The sequence below is a fragment of the Larkinella insperata genome (genome assembly GCF_026248825.1).
Lineage (GTDB): Bacteria > Bacteroidota > Bacteroidia > Cytophagales > Spirosomataceae > Larkinella > Larkinella insperata.
Genome location: NZ_CP110973.1, coordinates 1,423,764 through 1,441,685 on the forward strand (window position 1 = coordinate 1,423,764; position 17,922 = coordinate 1,441,685).

Sequence of the window (17,922 nt, forward strand, 5' to 3'; positions counted from 1 at the left end):
ACTATGTATTGCAAGGTACGATCTAAAACCCATATCTTTGTAAAGAACTTAACAAGGGACCAACCCGTGAAGAGTATGAAAAAGTTAGTAATCATTTTCCTGTTGCTTGGTGCCGGCTTCAATGCTTCGGCAATGGGTCACCCGCATAATCTGTTCTCTGCTCACCGCAAAGCAAAACAGTATAAGTCGGTGATGGCCTGCAAAACGACGACGGTTACTGAAAAACGTACCTTCACGTCTTACGCTAAGGTGGCAACGCCCTCACTCATTCAAACGTGGGTTACGGTCCGCAAGAAATTGCTGTAGACCTCTATAGATCTTCTATTTCCTCCCGGCAAGTGGTGTTACAACGTAGGTTGTGACACCACTTGTTTTTTACGGCACAGTAATTGCAATTTCTCCACTAATCTGTGTCTTGAATTTAACGGCCTTTTCACGCGCTCCTCCCGCTACTTCAGGAAAAATACTCAATGTTGTCACCAAATTTTATCAACAAATGTAGGATTTTAAGGGGGCCATTATTAGGCATGTTTTTGTTAATTAATTAACTTTATCCTTTAAATGGATTAGTCTGTACAACCTGACGTAACCGTACTTCTTAACCAAAATGCGTACTAAAGTTGTCCTGGGAGTGATATTGGCTGGATTGACGGCCGTTTTTTTGACAGCTTTTGGATGGGACCGTTCCGGATTAACCCGGCCCGTATGGCGTCAAACTCTTTTATCGACCAATTTCCTGGCTTCTTTTTCGAAAGAAACCCCAACCGTCCGCAAGGCCGTTCCGGAAGTGTGGCGTCATAAACTGGCGGCTCATCCGGTGGAAGTGCTGGGGTCGGCTCCGCAACAGCAGCGGTGGGTCGACAGCGTCTTTCAGACCATGACCCGCGAGCAAAAGATTGGACAGTTTTTTATGGTGGCCACGTTTTCCAACCAGGACGAAGCCCACTACCAATATATTGAAACCCTGGTTCGTCACTACAACATCGGCGGACTCATCTTCTTTCAGGGCGGTCCAAACCGTCAGGCCGTTCTGACCAACCGCTATCAGGCAGCCGCCAACATTCCCCTTCTGATCGGTATTGACGGCGAATGGGGCCTGGCGATGCGGCTCGACAGCACCATGGATTTCCCCAAACAGATGACGCTCGGCGCCATTCGCGATACGGCGATTGTCTACCGCATGGGGGCCGAAATTGGTCGTCAATGCAAGCGATTGGGTATCCACATCAACTTTGCGCCGGTTTCCGATATCAACAGCAATCCATCGAATCCAGTGATCGGCAACCGCTCCTTTGGCGAGTCAAAGGAAAATGTTGCCCTGAAAGCCGTGGCCTACATGAAAGGCTTGCAGCACAACCACGTCATCGCAACGGCCAAGCATTTTCCGGGCCACGGCGATGCCAGCACCGACTCGCACCTGGCGCTGCCAACCATCAGCCGGTCGGTGACGCAATTGAATGACATTGATCTGTATCCGTTTCGTAAACTGATTGCCGATAGCCTAATGGGTGTTGTTACCGGCCACTTACACGTACCGGTAGTTGACAATACACCCCGCCTGGCCGCAACCTTGTCGGAAAAAGTAGTTACCGAATTACTTAAGAAAGAGCTGGGCTTCCGGGGACTGGTCTTCACCGACGCACTAAACATGGGTGGCATCGGCAAATTACCCGCCGAAGAAGTCAATCTGCGGGCCCTAATGGCAGGCAACGATATTCTCCTGTACCCGGAAAACGTGCCCGATGCCGTTCACAAGATCGCGAGCGCCATTGACGAAGGCCGGATTTCGCAGGAGCTGATTGACGAGAAAGTCAGGAAAATTCTGCGCGCCAAATACTGGGCGGGGCTGAACAAATACAAACCCGTTCCACTGGAAAACCTCAACCGCGATCTGAATTCGTCGGAAGCGCAGTTGCTCAAACAGGAGCTTTGTGAGCAGGCCGTTACGCTGGTCAAGAACACCAACAACCTGCTGCCAATCGGCCCGCTGGATACGCTGCGGCTGGCGTCGGTTTCAATCGGGACGGATTATGGCAACGGCTTCCAGAAAATGCTGGGCCGGTATGCGCCGTTTAAACAGCTTACATACGGCGAAAAACCGTCAAATGAACACAGCGTCGATGAGATGATCAGCCAGATTGGGAATGCCAATGTGGTGGTCATTAGCTTCCACCGGATGAGCCCTTCAGCCCGCTGGAATTACGGTGTTACCAACGCATCGCTGAGTCTGATCAACCGCCTGAAGCAAAAAGGCGTTCGGGTGGTGATTTGTGCTTTCGGGTCGGCCTACGCCCTACGCCCGTTTGCTGGCACGGAGGCCGATGCGGTCTTGTGTGCCTACGAAGATGGCGAAGAAATGCAGCGCGTGGTTCCGCAGGTTATCTTCGGGGCGGTTCCGGCCAAAGGCGTCATGCCGGTTACTATTGGTGACTGGAAAATCGGAAACGGCTTACTAACCGCCCCCAACCAGCGACTGGCCTACAGCCTGCCCGAAAGTGTGGGAATGCGGTCCGGCCAATTGCGGCACATCGAAACCGTTATTCAGAAAGCCATTCGCGACCGGGCCTTTCCGGGCTGTCAGGTGCTGGTGGCGCGCAAGGGCAAGGTAGTTTACGACAAAAGTTTCGGGACGCTGACCTACAATAGCTTCGAGCGCGTAACGGACGAAACCCTCTACGACCTGGCTTCCCTCACGAAAGTACTAGGAACACTGCAGGCCGTCATGCTCCTGAACGAGCGCGGGGCCATCGACCTGAACCAGAAAGTTTCTTATTACCTGCCCGAGTTCCAGAACGGTACCAAACGGAACATGACCGTTAGCGATGTGCTGCTGCACCAGACCGGCTTACCGGCGGGTTTGTCGCGGGCCATCGAGCGGGCGAAATCATCGGGTGTGGCTGATTACCGTACCGTGCGCGATAGTTTACACTCGCTGCAAGTTGGCCCCAACTTGTACGCAGCCCCGACCCTGCGCGATTCGATCTGGCAGTGGATTGTACGAACTCCGCTGACAACCCGTATGGATGAGGACGGCCGTTACAACTACGTGTACAGCGATTTGAGCTTTGTTATTCTGCAAAAGCTGGTTGAACGGGTTTCCAAGCAACCGCTGGACACCTTCCTGAACGAGAATTTATACAAATCACTGGGCATCTCCACCCTTTGCTTCAACCCGCTCCAGTGCCATCCGGGTACGAAGATTGCGCCCACCGAGCAGGACACCTATTTCCGCAATTCCCTGTTGCAAGGAACGGTTCACGATCAGTTAGCGGCTTTACAGGGCGGTATTTCGGGTCATGCCGGACTATTTGGGGATGCAACGGACATTGCCAAAATTCTGCAAATGAACCTCCAGCGGGGAAACTACGGTGGTCAGCGGTTTCTGATGCCGGGCACGGTGCCGCTATTCGTTCGTACACAGAGCGACCGTAGCCACCGCGTGCTGGGCTGGGATAAACCCGAAGTTGACGGCAACAGCGTTTACCACGCCACACAGGTGTCGCCCCGCTCCTTTGGACACACGGGTTTTACCGGTAACGTGGTTTGGGTGGATCCCGACTACGACCTTGTCTTTATTTTTCTGTCTAACCGCGTGCACCCCAGCGCGGGAAACACCCTCATCAATACGCAAAAAATTCGTCGGCAGATCCATGAGATTATTTATCAGTCGATGTAATTTGTACTTTTGCGGAATAAATCTGAAAAATACAAAGTCAAGTACCCCCGCCATTTCTTAATCAATTCCATTTCGTATGAATCAATTTTTACGTCAGTATTGTCTTTTGCTGATTGTGTGTTTGGGAAGTGTTGGAATAGTTTCAGCCCAGGCAATTACGACGGGGGCCATTTCACCGACCTCAATCTGCGCGGGCGGCAAGATTTCTGTTCCCTTCTCCACATCAGGCAACGTTGGGTCCAGGCCCCAGTATAAGCTTCAGCTAGCTCCGGCTTCGGGAGCTTTTTTCGAAATCGGCAGCGGCACCAGTAGTCCAATTACGGGCACCCTTCCAGCAACCATCAGTGGCGCTGGCTACCGAATCCGTGTTGTATCGACCAGCCCAAACAACATAACGGGCAGCGTTAGTGCAACAACCTTAACCATCAACGAAATTCCGGAGGCCCCGTCCGTTGTATCTTCCGCTGCTTACTGCCAGGGCGCTACCGTTGCTGATTTATCCGCAACCCCAACCAACGGCGGAACATTGCAGTGGTATGAAAGTGCCACGGGGGGCGCGGGTACAGCCACGGCTCCGACGCCAGTTACGGCGGTTGGTTCGACCACTTATTACGTTAGCCAGATCGTCGATGGCTGCGAAAGTCCAAGAGCGGCCATTACGGTAGTCATTACTGCAAAACCGAACGCACCAACGACCTCACCAGCAACTTACTGCCAGGGTATTGCCGCCAATCCACTGACCGCAACTCCGGCCGACGGCGCTACTCTGAACTGGTACGGAACCAGCGCGACGGGCGGAACCGTCTCGGCAACGGCTCCAACGCCCCCCACAAGCGTCACCGGAACTACCACCTACTACGTAAGTCAAACCATTAACGATTGTGAAAGCCCCCGGGCGGCTCTCGTCGTAACGGTTAAAGCACCACCGGCAGCCCCAACGGTCGAAGCGGGTCCTTCGTACTGCCGGAATCAGGAAGCGAAGCCTTTAACGGCCACGGGTCAAAACTTAAAATGGTACGATACGGCCACGGGCGGCAATGAGATTTCAAACGTACCGGATACCAAAACTGCCGGAACGTTCGATTACTACGTCAGTCAGACGGTAGACGGGTGCGAAAGCGGACGGACCAAGATTACCGTTGAGGTAAAAGCCGTTCCACCCGCCCCAACGGTTGCGCCGGTTAGCTATTGCGCCGGAAATACGGCTTCTCCCTTGTCGGCCGTAGCGGCCAGTGGCGGAACACTCAAGTGGTACGGTCTGAATGGTGCAGCGCTGGCCGGCCCCCCTACTCCGCCGACCAATGTAACCGGCGTTACGAGTTATTCCGTTAGCCAGACGGTGGGGGCAAGCTGCGAAAGTCCGAAAGCCGTTATTGAGGTAACGGTTAATGCCATTCCGTCGGCTCCAGTCGCCAGCAGCGCGGTTGCTTTCTGCCAGCGAGAAACGGCTAAACCGTTAGAAGCGACAGGCCAAAATCTAAAATGGTATACAACGCCAACGGGCGGAACGAGCGAAGCTTCCGTGACACCGAGTACGGCAACCGCCGGTGTGACCACGTACTATGTCAGCCAGACCATTAATGGCTGTGAAGGTCCCCGGACCAGCGTCACCGTCACCGTCAGAGCGCTGCCAAACGCTCCAGTGGTGGCTAACAAAGAGTTAGCTTATTGCGTTGGCGAATCCATTCCGACCTTAACCGCTACGGCCGCCACCAGCGCCACGCTGATCTGGGCTGGTCCGGGCGTTACGAATCCTGCCGTTGCTCCGAAACCCGGTTCAGCAAATCCGGGTGTGTTCAACTATACCGTCAGCCAGCGGGTGGGCGACTGTGTAAGTGAAAGCGTGGAAATTACGGTTACGATCAGGGAGAAGCCGTCAGCTCCGGCAACCAGGAACGTAGCGGCCTGTGTTGGCACCCCGGTGTTGGACCTTGAAAAAAATGTGACGGTTCCGAATGGTGCAACCCTCCAGTGGTATACGGCCCCAACGGGCGGAACAGCCCTAGCTGGCACACCGACACCCGTTGTCAGTACAACCGGAACGACCAGCTATTTCGTTACCCAAACCGTGAACGGTTGCGAAAGTAATCGCTCAAAATTAGACGTCACCGTTAATCCGTTACCCGTCAAACCAGCCATTTCTAAAGTTGACCCGTACTGCGAACAAGCGACGGCATCCTTGCTGAGTGCGCGGGGAACAGGTACGATTAAATGGTACGGACCCAACGGCAGAACGCCCCTGGATGAAGCACCCAGACCATCAACTTCTAAAGCGGGAAATCTGTACTATCTGGCGACTCAAACCGTCAATGGCTGTGAAAGTCCCGTAGATTCCATTGTCATTGTTGTTAAACCCAAACCGGGCAAACCCACAACGACGGATTCGGCACTTGAATTTTGCCAGAACACCAAGGCTCCGGTTTTGGCCGCAACGCCCGTAGCCGGCGCCAAGTTAAACTGGTTCACGTTCACCAGCGATTCCTCCGCAACAGCTCCCATCATTCCAAACAAGGAAGCCCGAACTTATACTTACACCGTCAGCCAGACCCTGAATGGCTGTACAAGCGACAAAGCCGAAATCAAGGTAACGGTCAATCCGACCCCAGTGGCACCGCAGGTTACGATTGGACGCCCGGTGGTTTGTCAGAAAGAAGTCCCCATTGCGCTAACGGCCAGCGGGCAAACTCTGAAGTGGTATGCCAACGATTCAACGACCCTTATAACCAATACCGTTCAGAATACCGACAACGCGGGTACGTTTGTTTATTTCGTCAGTCAAACGCTGAAATCCTGTGAAAGTCCGAAGTCGCGGGCGGAGCTGCGGGTGAAGCCGCTTCCGGGGGCGCCCCAGATTTCCAGTCCAGCGGAAATTTGCCAGGATGCTCCGGCGCAAACGCTGCAGGCAAACGGCCAGGGGGTGAAATGGTTTGATATCAACAACAACCCGTTAAATGGGGCGCCCACGCCGGGAACGAACGTTGACCAGGAAATCACCTACACGTACCGAACCACCCAAACCGTCGATGGCTGCGAAAGTGACAAGCTGACCGTCAACTACAAAGTTGTTGTAACGCCCAGGCCCGGCGTAACCACACCGGTGGCTTACTGCCAGAATGCTCCGTCCAAACCGCTGGAAGCGACGGGTCAAAGCCTGAAATGGATCAACCCGTACGGAAACGAATCGGCAACGGCTCCGACGCCCCCGACCACCAACATTTCGACCAAACCTGAAGGCGACTCGTATTACGTGACCCAGAAAATTGGCAGTTGCGAAAGCCGCCGGGCCGAAATCAGGCTGATCGTCAACGCGCCCCCTACGGCAAAAATCGAAGGAGCAGCAACGGTCAATCTGGGTAAAACCGTTCCCGTTACCATTTCCTTTACCAGCGTGCCGCCTTTCAGTTACACCCTGTCGGATGGCACCAGTGGAACCGCCACGGCTGCGCAGAAGGAAATTGAGCTTCTGCCGACGAAGAAAACCACCATCTACCGCATCACAAACGTGACTAACTCCTGCGGAGCCGGAACGCCCGTGGGTACATTTACCGTCAATGCCCTGGTTCCAACGGTTACGACCAACCCGTTATCGGTTACAACGGTTTGCGTTGGCACCCCGGTTCAGGTTCCTTTTGGAACGGCTGGTGAGTTTATGGAAGGCAACCGGTTCAATGTAGAAATTGCGCTCGCTGCGGATACGGCTTTTGCCAACAAGGTTACCATCGCGGCCGAGGCCACGCAGAGCCCCGCCACGGCTACTCTTCCGACGACGCTGGCACAGGGGCTGTATCTTGTCCGGGTGATCGCTACCAACCCCCGAGTTCCGGTGCCCGGCAGCAAAAGCCCCACCATCCTGAATGTTCGTGCGCTCCCGACGGTTACCTTGACGGGTACGAAAGACATTTACGACAACGAACGCACTCCGCTTGCCTTTGCGCTGACCGGCGACGCTCCGTGGACGTTTGACTATTCGGACAATACCAAATCAACGAGGGTAACCACCAGCACCAATCCGCACATCATCACCGTAACACCGGTTCAATCGACAACTTACACCGTCACCTCCGTTTCGAATACCTGCGGAACGGGCAAGGCCACGGGAACGGCTACCATTCGGGTGCTACCCGTGTTGGGGCTGGAACCCGACCCACTCACGACGGCGGTGAAGGTTTTTCCGGTACCCACTGAACATACGCTGACGATTGACATTGATCTGCCGTTGCAGAAAGATCCAGCCCGTTTGCAGTTGACCGACCAGAACGGCCGCATCATAAACCAGCTCACGACGCGCCAGCGCCATACCAGGTTCGACCTAAGCCAGCGCCCGTCGGGGTACTACTTCCTGCAAATCCAGGTTGGTGACCGGAAAACGGTTCGAAAAATTATGAAAAGGTAATTTTGGGGGCGTTCGATGGTTTAATTGGACGCCCCAAAAACCGTCTCCCGCATGATGAACGACGACTATTTTATGGAACTAGCCCTTCAACAAGCCGAACAGGCTTTTGAAGAAGACGAAATTCCGGTCGGGGCTGTTGTCGTTTGTCGAAACCGCGTTATTGCCAAAGGGTATAATCAGACAGAGAGGCTGACCGATGTAACCGCCCACGCCGAACTCCTGGCCTTAACGGCCGCCGAACAATTTCTCGGTTCGAAATACCTGACGGACTGTACGTTGTACGTTACGCTGGAACCCTGCATAATGTGCGCGGGTGCTTTGGCCTGGGCGCAGATTGGCCGGATTGTGATCGGCGCGCCGGACCCGAAGCGTGGTTTTTCGAACGTAAAACCGTCTGTTTTGCATCCTAAAACCCTGTTAACGACCGGCATTTTGGCCGACGAAAGCCTTCACCTGCTACGCAACTTTTTTCGGGGGTTACGAACATAAATCCAAAAGTCGCTGTTATCGCGTTTGACAACTTGATTGTATGTCTCACCTTAACACATCACAAAATGGCTTTTGAATTAGCTCCCCTTCCTTATCCGAGCAACGCGCTGGAACCCCACATCGATCAGCAGACGATGGAAATTCACCACGGCAAGCACCACAATACGTACGTGACGAACCTCAACAACGCGGTGAAAGGCACCGAGCTGGAAGGCAAGGCGATCGAAGAACTGGTGGCTGATGTCAGCAAGTACCCGGTAGCGGTTCGGAACAATGGCGGAGGGCACTGGAATCATACATTTTTCTGGAACATCCTGTCGCCCAACGGCGGTGGTGAACCGACCGGCAAACTGGCCGAAGCCATCAGCCAGAAATTTGGTTCGTTCGACGCTTTCAAAGAAGAGTTCGCCAAAGCCGCTACGACTCGTTTTGGGTCAGGCTGGGCCTGGTTGATCGTTACATCAAACGGCGAGCTGGCTGTCACATCAACCCCGAACCAGGACAACCCGCTGATGGATGTTGCCGAACAAAAAGGGACGCCGATCCTTGGTCTGGATGTCTGGGAACACGCTTATTACCTGAAATATCAGAACAAACGCCCCGATTACGTATCAGCCTGGTGGAACGTTGTCGACTGGAAAGGCGCTGATGAACGGTATCAGCAAGCCGTATAAGCCCTTGATACGTGGTGAATTATGAATGATTAACGAAGTTAGAAAATAAAAAATCATCGTTCGTTGTTCATAATTCATCATTCTTTGTTACTTTTGCAGTCCGTACACGGAGGATGTAGCTCAGTTGGTTAGAGCGCCAGATTGTGGTTCTGGAGGTCGCGGGTTCGAGACCCGTCTTTCTCCCTCCCGATTGGCCCTGTCAAAAACAGGGCTTTTTTATTTTATTCCCTGCATCTTTTAGCTTTTCACGTCATGCCCGACCGACTGTACCGCCCCGTGCTGACGATTCTGACGCTGGCTTACCTGGCCGGGATTGTGGGTCTGCAGGTGCCGGCGCTCTCTCCGCTCTTCCGAAGTTTGGTGCCGTTCAATCTACTGGGGTCTCTGGCTCTGTTACTGTTGTTTCACACCGACTGGAAACCGTCTTTTTTTTTCTACTGCCTCCTGGCTAGTCTGCTCGGGTTTCTGGTTGAAGTGTTAGGCGTTCATACCGGTTTTGTTTTCGGCGTTTACGAGTATGGTGCTACACTCGGCTGGAAACTCTGGGCAGTACCGATTATTATTGGCGTCAACTGGCTGATGCTGACTTACTGCTGCGGAGTAATTTGCGACCGCCTGAACGTACCGGTTTACCTTAAAACCATTCTGGCGGCTTCCCTAATGGTTTTGCTGGATTTGTGGATTGAACCCGTTGCCGTCCGGCTCGACTTCTGGACCTGGCTGGAACCCGAAATTCCCATCCGCAATTACATCGGGTGGTGGATAGTTTCCCTGGTTATCCTGTCGATTTGGTACGGTCTGCCGTTCCGCAAACAAAACCGTCTGGCGGCTCCGCTGCTGCTGCTTCAATTTGTATTTTTCATCGTTAATAACTTGCTGTTCTTCTTTCTGATCGAACCATAACATTTTGGATTAATTCCTGTTAAAGTGGTTTAAAAGTACACTATCCATACCGGAATGCCCGAAAGTTATATTACCAGACGTTATCAGGTACCATCAGCGCTCCCATTTCGTAGCTTGTTCGCGTTGTTATAATTACCTAAAATTGTATACGGAAGCCGTTATACGTCGTTGCTTTTTTAACGCACCTGGCTTGGGACAAGTATACGTTTCACTATTCCCATGAGCACTTACTCGATTAGAGATCTTGAACAACTTTCTGGAATCAAGGCGCATACGCTTCGAATCTGGGAGCAGCGGTACAATATCATTTCTCCCAAGCGGACCGATACGAATATTCGTACCTATGACGACCTGGATTTAAAGCTGGTCCTTAATATCTCGCTTTTAAAGGATCACGGCTTCAAAATATCAGAAATTTCAAAGATGTCGTTGGGTGAAATGGCGCAGGAAGTCATCACCTTGTCCGACCGCAAACTAACTTATCCGGATCAGATTCACGCCCTGACGATTGCGATGATTGATTTGGACGAGGACCGTTTCGAAAAAATCATCAGCACCAACATTCTGCAGTTCGGCTTTGAAAACACGATGATCAATATCATTTATCCGTTTCTCAGCCGAATTGGTACGCTGTGGGTAACGGGCTCGATTGGCCCGGCTCAGGAGCATTTTATGACCAGTTTGATTCGTCAGAAACTCATTGTGGCCATCGACGGTCAGCTTAACAAGCAACGCCCGACGGCTAAAAAGTTTATGCTGTTTCTGCCGGAGGGGGAATTACACGAAATCGGTTTGCTGTTTGCCAACTACGTCATCCGGGCCCGGCACCATAAGGTGATTTACCTGGGGCAAAGTCTGCCCCTGAAAGAACTGGAATTTGCCTACGAAGCCCATAAACCGGATTACATATTTACCTCCATTACATCTTCGCCGAGCAACCACGAGGTGCAGCCTTTCGTGGATGATCTGGCCAAAAAGTTTCCGGATGCGCAACTGCTGTTGACCGGCTACCAGGTGGTGGGGCAGGATATTCAGCTCCCCGAAAACGGCCTGATCATCAACACAACCGATGACCTGATTCGGATAGCGACGTCATAAAAACAGGCCATTCAGCATTGAATGGCCTGTTGAAAATGGCAGGATAACTCATCGGTTCATCAACTCATCGAACGTCAGCGAGACGTAGTACATGCCGCCTACGCTCGGATTCCCCCACGCCTGGGTGTAGAGTTTGCCCAGCACATTGGTTCCTCCTACTTTCAGAATGGATTTGATGCCCGGAATGCGCTTGCTTATTTGCGCATCCAGGGTGCTGAAGGCCGGAATGGTAGTTTGCTTCCGTAAGGTAGCTTCTGTGTTTGCAAAGCTCGACTCCCACAAGAACGCATCCTGGTGTCGGAAAATGACGTTGAACCCGTAGCCGCTTCCGCGAATGTTGCGATTGCTGAACGACAGGTTGTAACGGTATTTGGGAGAATTGAAGAACGTCACAAATTCGCTCGGCAGCGATCCGCGGTTCGACAGATCATTGAACGACACGTTACCGCCGATGATGAAATTACCCGGCAGCAGGTAATCAGCGCTAAGTGCCCAACCGTGGTTTTTAACCTGAACGGGCGCGTTAACGTAGAAACTGTAGATGTTGCGGGTGGTGCCGCTGATCAATTGCAGCAAGGACGCCGGGTTGGACGGCGTGGCAGGCTGAGCGCCCTGCACAACGACCTGCGCTCCCTCAAAATTCAGGAAACGGTTGTAATAATAGTAAGCATCAATAAATAACTTGTTTTTAATCAACCCTTTATATCCAACCTCGTACGTTTCAACACGCTCGGGATCCCACTGCTGCGGCTGGTATTGTTGCAGCGCCTGAGCCGCCTGGGGCAAAGCCGTACCGCCCTGCAGGGCAGCTCCAAACGTCCGCACGGATTCGAGCGTGTAAACCGGACTTTGGGAGAAGTTAAACCGATCGCGGAACAGTGGCAGGCCCCCGATCAGCCGGGCGCTCGGTGTGTTCAGGTTGATGTACTGCGCCTGCGTGGTTGGAATCCGGAAACCGCGCTGGAACGACGCCCGGATGTTGTGCACTTTAGCCAGCGTTAAAACCGCAGACAAACGCGGGCTGAACTGCCCTTTGAAATTGTTGTTTTTGTCGTACCGAACCGAACCCGTCAGCTTAAGGATGTCGACCAGCGTTTTGGAAGCCTGCGCGTAAGCACCAAACTCATTGATTTTAAACTCTTTGCTGTTTTCGTCAAGCGCGAAGATGGTGCCTCCGGAGTTCAGGGCATATTGGCGTACATTGCCCCCCACGATCAGCTCCACGGTTGTCGGGTCGATCAGCTTGCCGAAGTTGTACATAAACTCGCCGTGGTAGAGGTTGGTACGATCCAGGAATTTTGCCCCTAGGTTGGGCAGCGTTCCGGGCAACGGCCGTCCTGTGACGGTTGCCAGCGCCTGGTCGAATTGCGGAGTTCCCGGCAAAAACCGTCCCTGATCGGCGGCAGCGCGGGCAGCCGTGTGCAGATTCCCCGAGATGGCATTCACGGCGCCAAGGGCGGTCTGGTAAGCGGTGGCCGGATTGGTTGCTGCGGCCTGGGTAAAGGCCGTGCCAAAGGTTTGTAAAGCCCCTCCGGCGTAGGTAAAGGCGTACTGCGGAAACCACGAACCCGCCAGGTTGCTTTGATTGAGACTCGGTTTCCAGGCTTCGTTGATTCCCTGTCCCAAAATACCGATGGCAAACGAATCGCCGGAGCGTTCCTGCGTTGTGTAAGCCCGGACAAAGAAGTTGGAACCCCGCAACTCGGCTTTGTACTGGCCGATGCTGAATCCTTTGATGTAGTAACGATCCTGACCCGTGTAGGCCGTCGTACCTGTTCCCCAGTTGGCTTGCAGGATTGCTTCCAGGTTGTCGTTGATGCGGTAATGCAGCGCCCCGTTCAATTTTAGGCTGCTAACCTTGTAATTGACCAGTTCATTTTCGGCATAGCCAGTCCGGGATACCGTCACGTTGGGCAACAGAACCTCGTTGATAATGCGCGTCGCCGGAATATTCGTCGCGGACGACAGTTGATTGATGCCTCCAATAATGCGGGCCAGATCCGGCGAGATTAGCGCAATCTGAGCCGGGGGAACCGGTAGCAGTTGCGCAATCGTGCTTTGAAACGCGCTCAGGTTAGCACTGGCATCTCCGTAAACGTTAATGCCGTCGTAACCGGGGTTGGCCTGACGGGTGCCGTTGGCCATTGTAAAGCCGTTGGCAAATCCCTGATCCCGGTAATCGGTGGCCTGCCAGTCGGTGGCGCTCAGGTAGGAAACGCTGGCTTTAAACGCCAGTCGGTTGTTAAAGGCTTTGGCGTACCGGATCCCGGCGTCGTAGAAGGGGGTGGTGGCGGTGGCGCGGTTGCTGGCCGACATAATGCCGGTTTTGGCGTACGCACTCAGCCCCTGATACTGAAACGGATTTTTGCTCGTCATTAGCAGCAGCCCGTTGATGGCGTTGGGTCCGTAAAGGGCCGATGCCGCACCCGGCAGCAATTCAACGCTTTCCACATCCAGTTCAGACATACCGGCGATGTTGCCCACCGAAAAGTTAAGCCCCGGTGCCTGGTTGTCCATGCCGTCGACCAGCTGAACTACCCGCGTATTCCCGTTGGCGCTGAAACCCCGCACGTTGACCGACCGGAACGTCAGGCTTTGCGTACTCATATCCACCCCTTTCAGGTTCAGCAGGGCGTCATAAAACGTGGGAGCCGGTGTCGACTGAATGGACCGAATATCCATCTTCTCGACCGTAACCGGTGATTTCATCACATTCTCTTCTACCCGCGACGCCGACACGACCACTTCCTGACCCAGCATCACCTGCTCCTGCAGCTCAATGGTCAGACCGGACGGATTGTCAACCGGTATCTCACGGGTCTGAAAACCGACGGATGACACCACAACCGTAAGGGGAGTTGGTACGGATGTGGTCAGGTCAAATTGGCCTTTGCTATCGGTAATGGTTCCAGCTACTGTTCCCTTTACGGTTATGCTGACGCCCACCAACGGATTCCGTGTAGTTCCTTCCGTAACGGTTCCGGTAATTTTGGTTTGCGCAAAACACCACACAGTTGTTGCCAGCCAAAACCCGAAGAAAAGGAATAGCTGCTTGTTACTTTTTTTCATGAGCCAGTAATTATTTTGACATAGGACGACATTGAGTATTTGAAAGCAAGAATGCAAGAAAATTACAATAATTACAACAAATTGTTACAAAATACAGCAGTGACTGATAAAGGTACCTGCAACCTACTGATAATCTGGCAATAGATCGTAAATTTACTGTTGCCTTACTGGCCAAAGCGTAAATCCTTGGCGCGGGTGTTTTCTGGTACTATCGCTTTTGTATCGTTTTCAATTTAATAAAACCGTAATGTGAGTTTGCTCCTGAACCTCAATGCCGTTCGGTACTTTTGAAGCGGGTCTTTTTTTTGATGCTGACAATGTGGTCATTGCGCTTCCTGTGTTTAGGGAGAATTTTTCAACGAATGGTCAACTAGAAAACGGGGACATTACTAAAATCCTCTTTTTGCACCGCTTTTTCCTAAGAAAACTCAGAGTTTACTAACTTTTTGTCTCATTCCTTGTAGTTTAGAAGCCCCTTCTTCAATTTAAGGGATTAAACGCATATCCAGAGTTTTAATTTACTATGAATCATACGTATGTAATTATTATGGCTGGCGGAGTTGGAACCCGCTTCTGGCCATTTAGCCGCACCAATTATCCCAAGCAATTTCACGATGTTCTCGGTACCGGCAAATCACTGCTTCAGCAAACGGCGGAGCGTTTTGACGGAATCTGCCCGAAAGAAAATATTTATATTGTAACCAGTGCCGAGTATCAGCAATTGGTAAAAGAACAGCTCCCGTACCTCAGCGACGATCAAATCCTGTGCGAACCCGTTCGCCGGAATACCGCACCCTGCATCGCTTACGCTGCGTATAAAATTGCTCAGAAAGATCCACAGGCGAATATGGTTGTTGCCCCGGCCGACCACATCATCTTGAAAGAAGAAGACTTTAAAAATACGATCCGCACGGCTCTGGAAGCCACGGCCAATCAGGACATTCTGGTTACACTCGGTATTCAGCCCAGCCGTCCGGATACGGGCTACGGTTACATTCAGTACATTCCGGATTCGGATAACCACCCCGTTAAGAAAGTCAAAACGTTTACCGAGAAACCGCATCTGGAACTAGCCCAGCAGTTTCTGGAGAGTGGCGAGTTCGTATGGAACGCCGGGATTTTTGTCTGGAACGCTCAGGCCATTCGGAAAGCGTTTGAAGCTTACATGCCCGAAACAGCAGAGATTTTTGCGGAAGGTGACGAGTGGTATTTCACCGAGAAAGAGGATGCGTTCATCAACAAGGCTTATTCGCTTTGCAAAAACATTTCCATTGATAACGGTATCATGGAAAAAGCCAATAACGTTTACGTGGTATTAAGTGACTTCGGCTGGTCGGATCTGGGGACGTGGAAATCCCTGTACGAAGTATCGGGGAAAGACGACAATCAAAACGTGACCGACGGCACGCACATGCTCTACAACACGAGCAATAACATCATCAAAACGCCCAAGAATAAGCTGGTTGTGATCAGCGGCCTGGAAGGCTTTATCGTGGCGGAGTTTGACGGTGTGCTGCTGATCTGCCCCAAAGAAGAAGAGCAGAAAGTGAAAGAATTCGTGGCCGACGCTAAAAACCACGGAGCACACTTCGTTTAAAAATGCTGGAATAGGAATGATGGACGATGAACGGCGTCAACCCTCCACAGTCCATCATTCATATTCCTTAAAAATGTTTCCAGCCTTGGGCCTTGATGGGCGTGTATTGTCCGGCCTTGGTACCCAGCAGAATATCATCCGGCTTGTCGGTCAGGTAGCCGATGGGCGTGATGCGGGCGTGGTTTTTTAGCTTCTCAAATTCGTGCGGGCGGATTGTAAACAGCAATTCGTAATCTTCCCCGCCATTCAAAGCTGCCGTTAAAGGACTCAGATTCAGCTCCGTTGCCACCAGGTAGCTGACGTCGTCAATCGGAATGTTTTCGTCGAAGATGACAGCCCCCGTTCCGGATTGGGTGCAGATGTGCATCAACTCGGACGCCAGACCGTCCGAAACGTCGATCATGGCCGTTGGCACTATGCCTAAATCCTGCAATTCGTAGACAATGTCGGTGCGGGCCGATGGACGAAGCTGCCGCTCCAGCACGTAGGATTTGTCTTCGCCGATTTCCGGTTGCATGTTCGGGTCCGACAGGAAAACCTGTTTTTCCCGCTCCAATAGCTGCAAGCCCAGAAATGCCGCCCCCAGATCGCCCGTTACACAGACCACGTCGTTGGGCTTGGCGGTGTTGCGGTACGTAATTTTATCCTTCGCCACTTTGCCGGTTACGGTGACCGAAATAACCAGTCCGGAGCGCGACGAGGTCGTGTCACCCCCAATCAGATCGACCCGGTACGCTTCGCAGGCGGCTTTGATTCCGGCGTATAATTCTTCGACGGCTTCAACTGAAAACCGGTTGCTGAGCGCAATGCTGACCGTTATCTGCAACGGCGTTCCGTTCATGGCCGCAATGTCCGAGACGTTTACCGCAACGGCCTTAAAACCCAGGTGCTTCAGGGGTGAGTAGGCCAGGTCGAAATGGACGCCTTCGAGCAGCATGTCCGTCGAAATCAGCCAGTAATCCGGTCCGCCGGTATCAATCACAGCCGCGTCATCCCCAATACCGCGGACGGTTTCGGTATGCGACGTCTGGGCAAAATCCCGGCTAAGGCGTTGAATCAGGGCGATTTCGCCGACTGATCCCAGTTCCGTTCGTGTATTCATAAAGTTCTAAAGCAAAAAAGCCGCTTTCGGTTCGAAAACGGCAAAATAAAAAACAAACGGTTCCCGATCGGAGTCCGTAATTTACTTCTTTACGGATTTGACAGGGTATATTTATTGGTCGTACCGCCGGTCTTGCGATCCGCCGTCGTGCGGGTAATTTCCAGTGAATTATCGTTTACAGTCCCAATATTGAATTCGATGGTTGGGCCGTCGGTTGGGGCCGGACTCAAATTTTTCAGCACCAGCCGGGTGTCGCCCTGCAACTCGTACTGGCCCGTTGAGGTAAAGCCGTCCACTTGTTTGATTACCACGGTTGGCGGGTTACTCAAATCCAGCGAATATTGCGAATACGCGGGTTTAACGTTATTCGCTCCCCCTTTGTTGTAAACGACTACGTTGTTTTCCTCTACTTTCTGGGCCGACCAGTTTTTGGCAATTCGTTCCGAAAGCGGCTCTGTTTTGTTTTTACTGCAACCCGTCAGAATCGTAAACAAACCCAGTACGGCAATAAAGGCGATGATAGTTGTTCTTTTCATAAAAATTCAATCGTTATAGACTTTCCAGTGTTCATTAGTAACCGGTTAAAGTTACGTGTTTTTGAGGAATCCCTATCCAAACTTATCCGTAAAGTTGCATTTTTGCTGTTTGAACTGTCAGTATCCCTATGAATACCGGTAAACAGGAATCTTTAAAAGAATACACCCGTTCGCAACTGGCGCTCCGCAACGGCTCCGACCGCGACGAAATCTGGTGTGCTTACCGGGGCATTATCTACGACGTTTCAGCCAGCCGACTCTGGCGCCAGGGCAAGCATTACGAGCACTGGGCCGGTCAGGACCTAACCGACGAACTGGCCGATGCGCCCCACGGCGAGTGGGTTTTTGGCCGCTTTCAACCCGTCGGGAAATTAATCAGTTAATC

General features: G+C 52.4%; 12 protein-coding genes and 1 tRNA gene. 10 read left to right on the forward strand and 3 right to left on the reverse strand.

The window, feature by feature from the left end:
* Window positions 1-75 precede the first annotated feature (75 nt).
* The 8 genes from OQ371_RS05760 to OQ371_RS05795 all read left to right on the forward strand — a co-directional run bounded on the left by OQ371_RS05760 (window position 76) and on the right by OQ371_RS05795 (window position 11,233).
* Window positions 76-306 carry a hypothetical protein gene (locus OQ371_RS05760; RefSeq protein WP_265992832.1) on the forward strand — a complete coding sequence of 77 codons (231 nt, stop codon included), beginning with the start codon at window positions 76-78 and terminating at the stop codon, window positions 304-306.
* Window positions 307-607: 301 nt separating this feature from the next.
* Window positions 608-3,676 carry a serine hydrolase domain-containing protein gene (locus tag OQ371_RS05765; RefSeq protein ID WP_265992833.1) on the forward strand — a complete coding sequence of 1,023 codons (3,069 nt, stop codon included), beginning with the start codon at window positions 608-610 and terminating at the stop codon, window positions 3,674-3,676.
* Between the two features lie 76 nt (window positions 3,677-3,752).
* Window positions 3,753-8,069: an Ig-like domain-containing protein gene (locus OQ371_RS05770; RefSeq protein ID WP_265992834.1), complete on the forward strand. Its 4,317-nt coding sequence runs from the start codon at window positions 3,753-3,755 to the stop codon at window positions 8,067-8,069.
* A gap of 54 nt (window positions 8,070-8,123) precedes the next feature.
* A complete protein-coding gene (locus OQ371_RS05775) occupies window positions 8,124-8,558 on the forward strand; it encodes a nucleoside deaminase (protein WP_265994269.1) in 435 nt (144 codons plus the stop codon).
* A gap of 65 nt (window positions 8,559-8,623) precedes the next feature.
* Window positions 8,624-9,232 (forward strand): superoxide dismutase, encoded by a 609-nt coding sequence (locus tag OQ371_RS05780; RefSeq protein ID WP_265992835.1) that lies wholly within the window; start codon window positions 8,624-8,626, stop codon window positions 9,230-9,232.
* 108 nt (window positions 9,233-9,340) lie between these two features.
* Window positions 9,341-9,416: transfer RNA gene (locus OQ371_RS05785), tRNA-His, on the forward strand.
* A gap of 68 nt (window positions 9,417-9,484) precedes the next feature.
* The gene (locus OQ371_RS05790; protein ID WP_265992836.1) at window positions 9,485-10,135 is read left to right on the forward strand and encodes a carotenoid biosynthesis protein; all 651 of its coding nucleotides are present in this window, start codon (window positions 9,485-9,487) and stop codon (window positions 10,133-10,135) included.
* Window positions 10,136-10,354: 219 nt separating this feature from the next.
* The gene (locus OQ371_RS05795) at window positions 10,355-11,233 is read left to right on the forward strand and encodes a MerR family transcriptional regulator (protein ID WP_265992837.1); all 879 of its coding nucleotides are present in this window, start codon (window positions 10,355-10,357) and stop codon (window positions 11,231-11,233) included.
* A gap of 48 nt (window positions 11,234-11,281) precedes the next feature.
* On the opposite strand, the gene OQ371_RS05800 is transcribed toward OQ371_RS05795, so the two are convergent.
* The gene (locus OQ371_RS05800; protein WP_265992838.1) at window positions 11,282-14,302 is read right to left on the reverse strand and encodes a TonB-dependent receptor; all 3,021 of its coding nucleotides are present in this window, start codon (window positions 14,300-14,302) and stop codon (window positions 11,282-11,284) included.
* Window positions 14,303-14,825: 523 nt separating this feature from the next.
* Between OQ371_RS05800 and OQ371_RS05805 the strand changes: the two genes are divergently transcribed.
* Window positions 14,826-15,899 (forward strand): mannose-1-phosphate guanylyltransferase, encoded by a 1,074-nt coding sequence (locus tag OQ371_RS05805; protein ID WP_265992840.1) that lies wholly within the window; start codon window positions 14,826-14,828, stop codon window positions 15,897-15,899.
* Between the two features lie 67 nt (window positions 15,900-15,966).
* On the opposite strand, the gene thiL is transcribed toward OQ371_RS05805, so the two are convergent.
* Window positions 15,967-17,001, reverse strand: a complete 1,035-nt coding sequence (thiL, locus tag OQ371_RS05810) for a thiamine-phosphate kinase (RefSeq protein ID WP_265992841.1) — start codon at window positions 16,999-17,001, stop codon at window positions 15,967-15,969.
* 89 nt (window positions 17,002-17,090) lie between these two features.
* A complete protein-coding gene (locus tag OQ371_RS05815) occupies window positions 17,091-17,537 on the reverse strand; it encodes a hypothetical protein (protein ID WP_265992842.1) in 447 nt (148 codons plus the stop codon).
* A 128-nt stretch (window positions 17,538-17,665) separates the two neighbouring features.
* On the opposite strand from OQ371_RS05815, the gene OQ371_RS05820 reads away from it, so the two are divergent.
* A complete protein-coding gene (locus tag OQ371_RS05820; protein ID WP_265992843.1) occupies window positions 17,666-17,920 on the forward strand; it encodes a cytochrome b5 domain-containing protein in 255 nt (84 codons plus the stop codon).
* The last annotated feature ends 2 nt before the right edge of the window (window positions 17,921-17,922 follow it).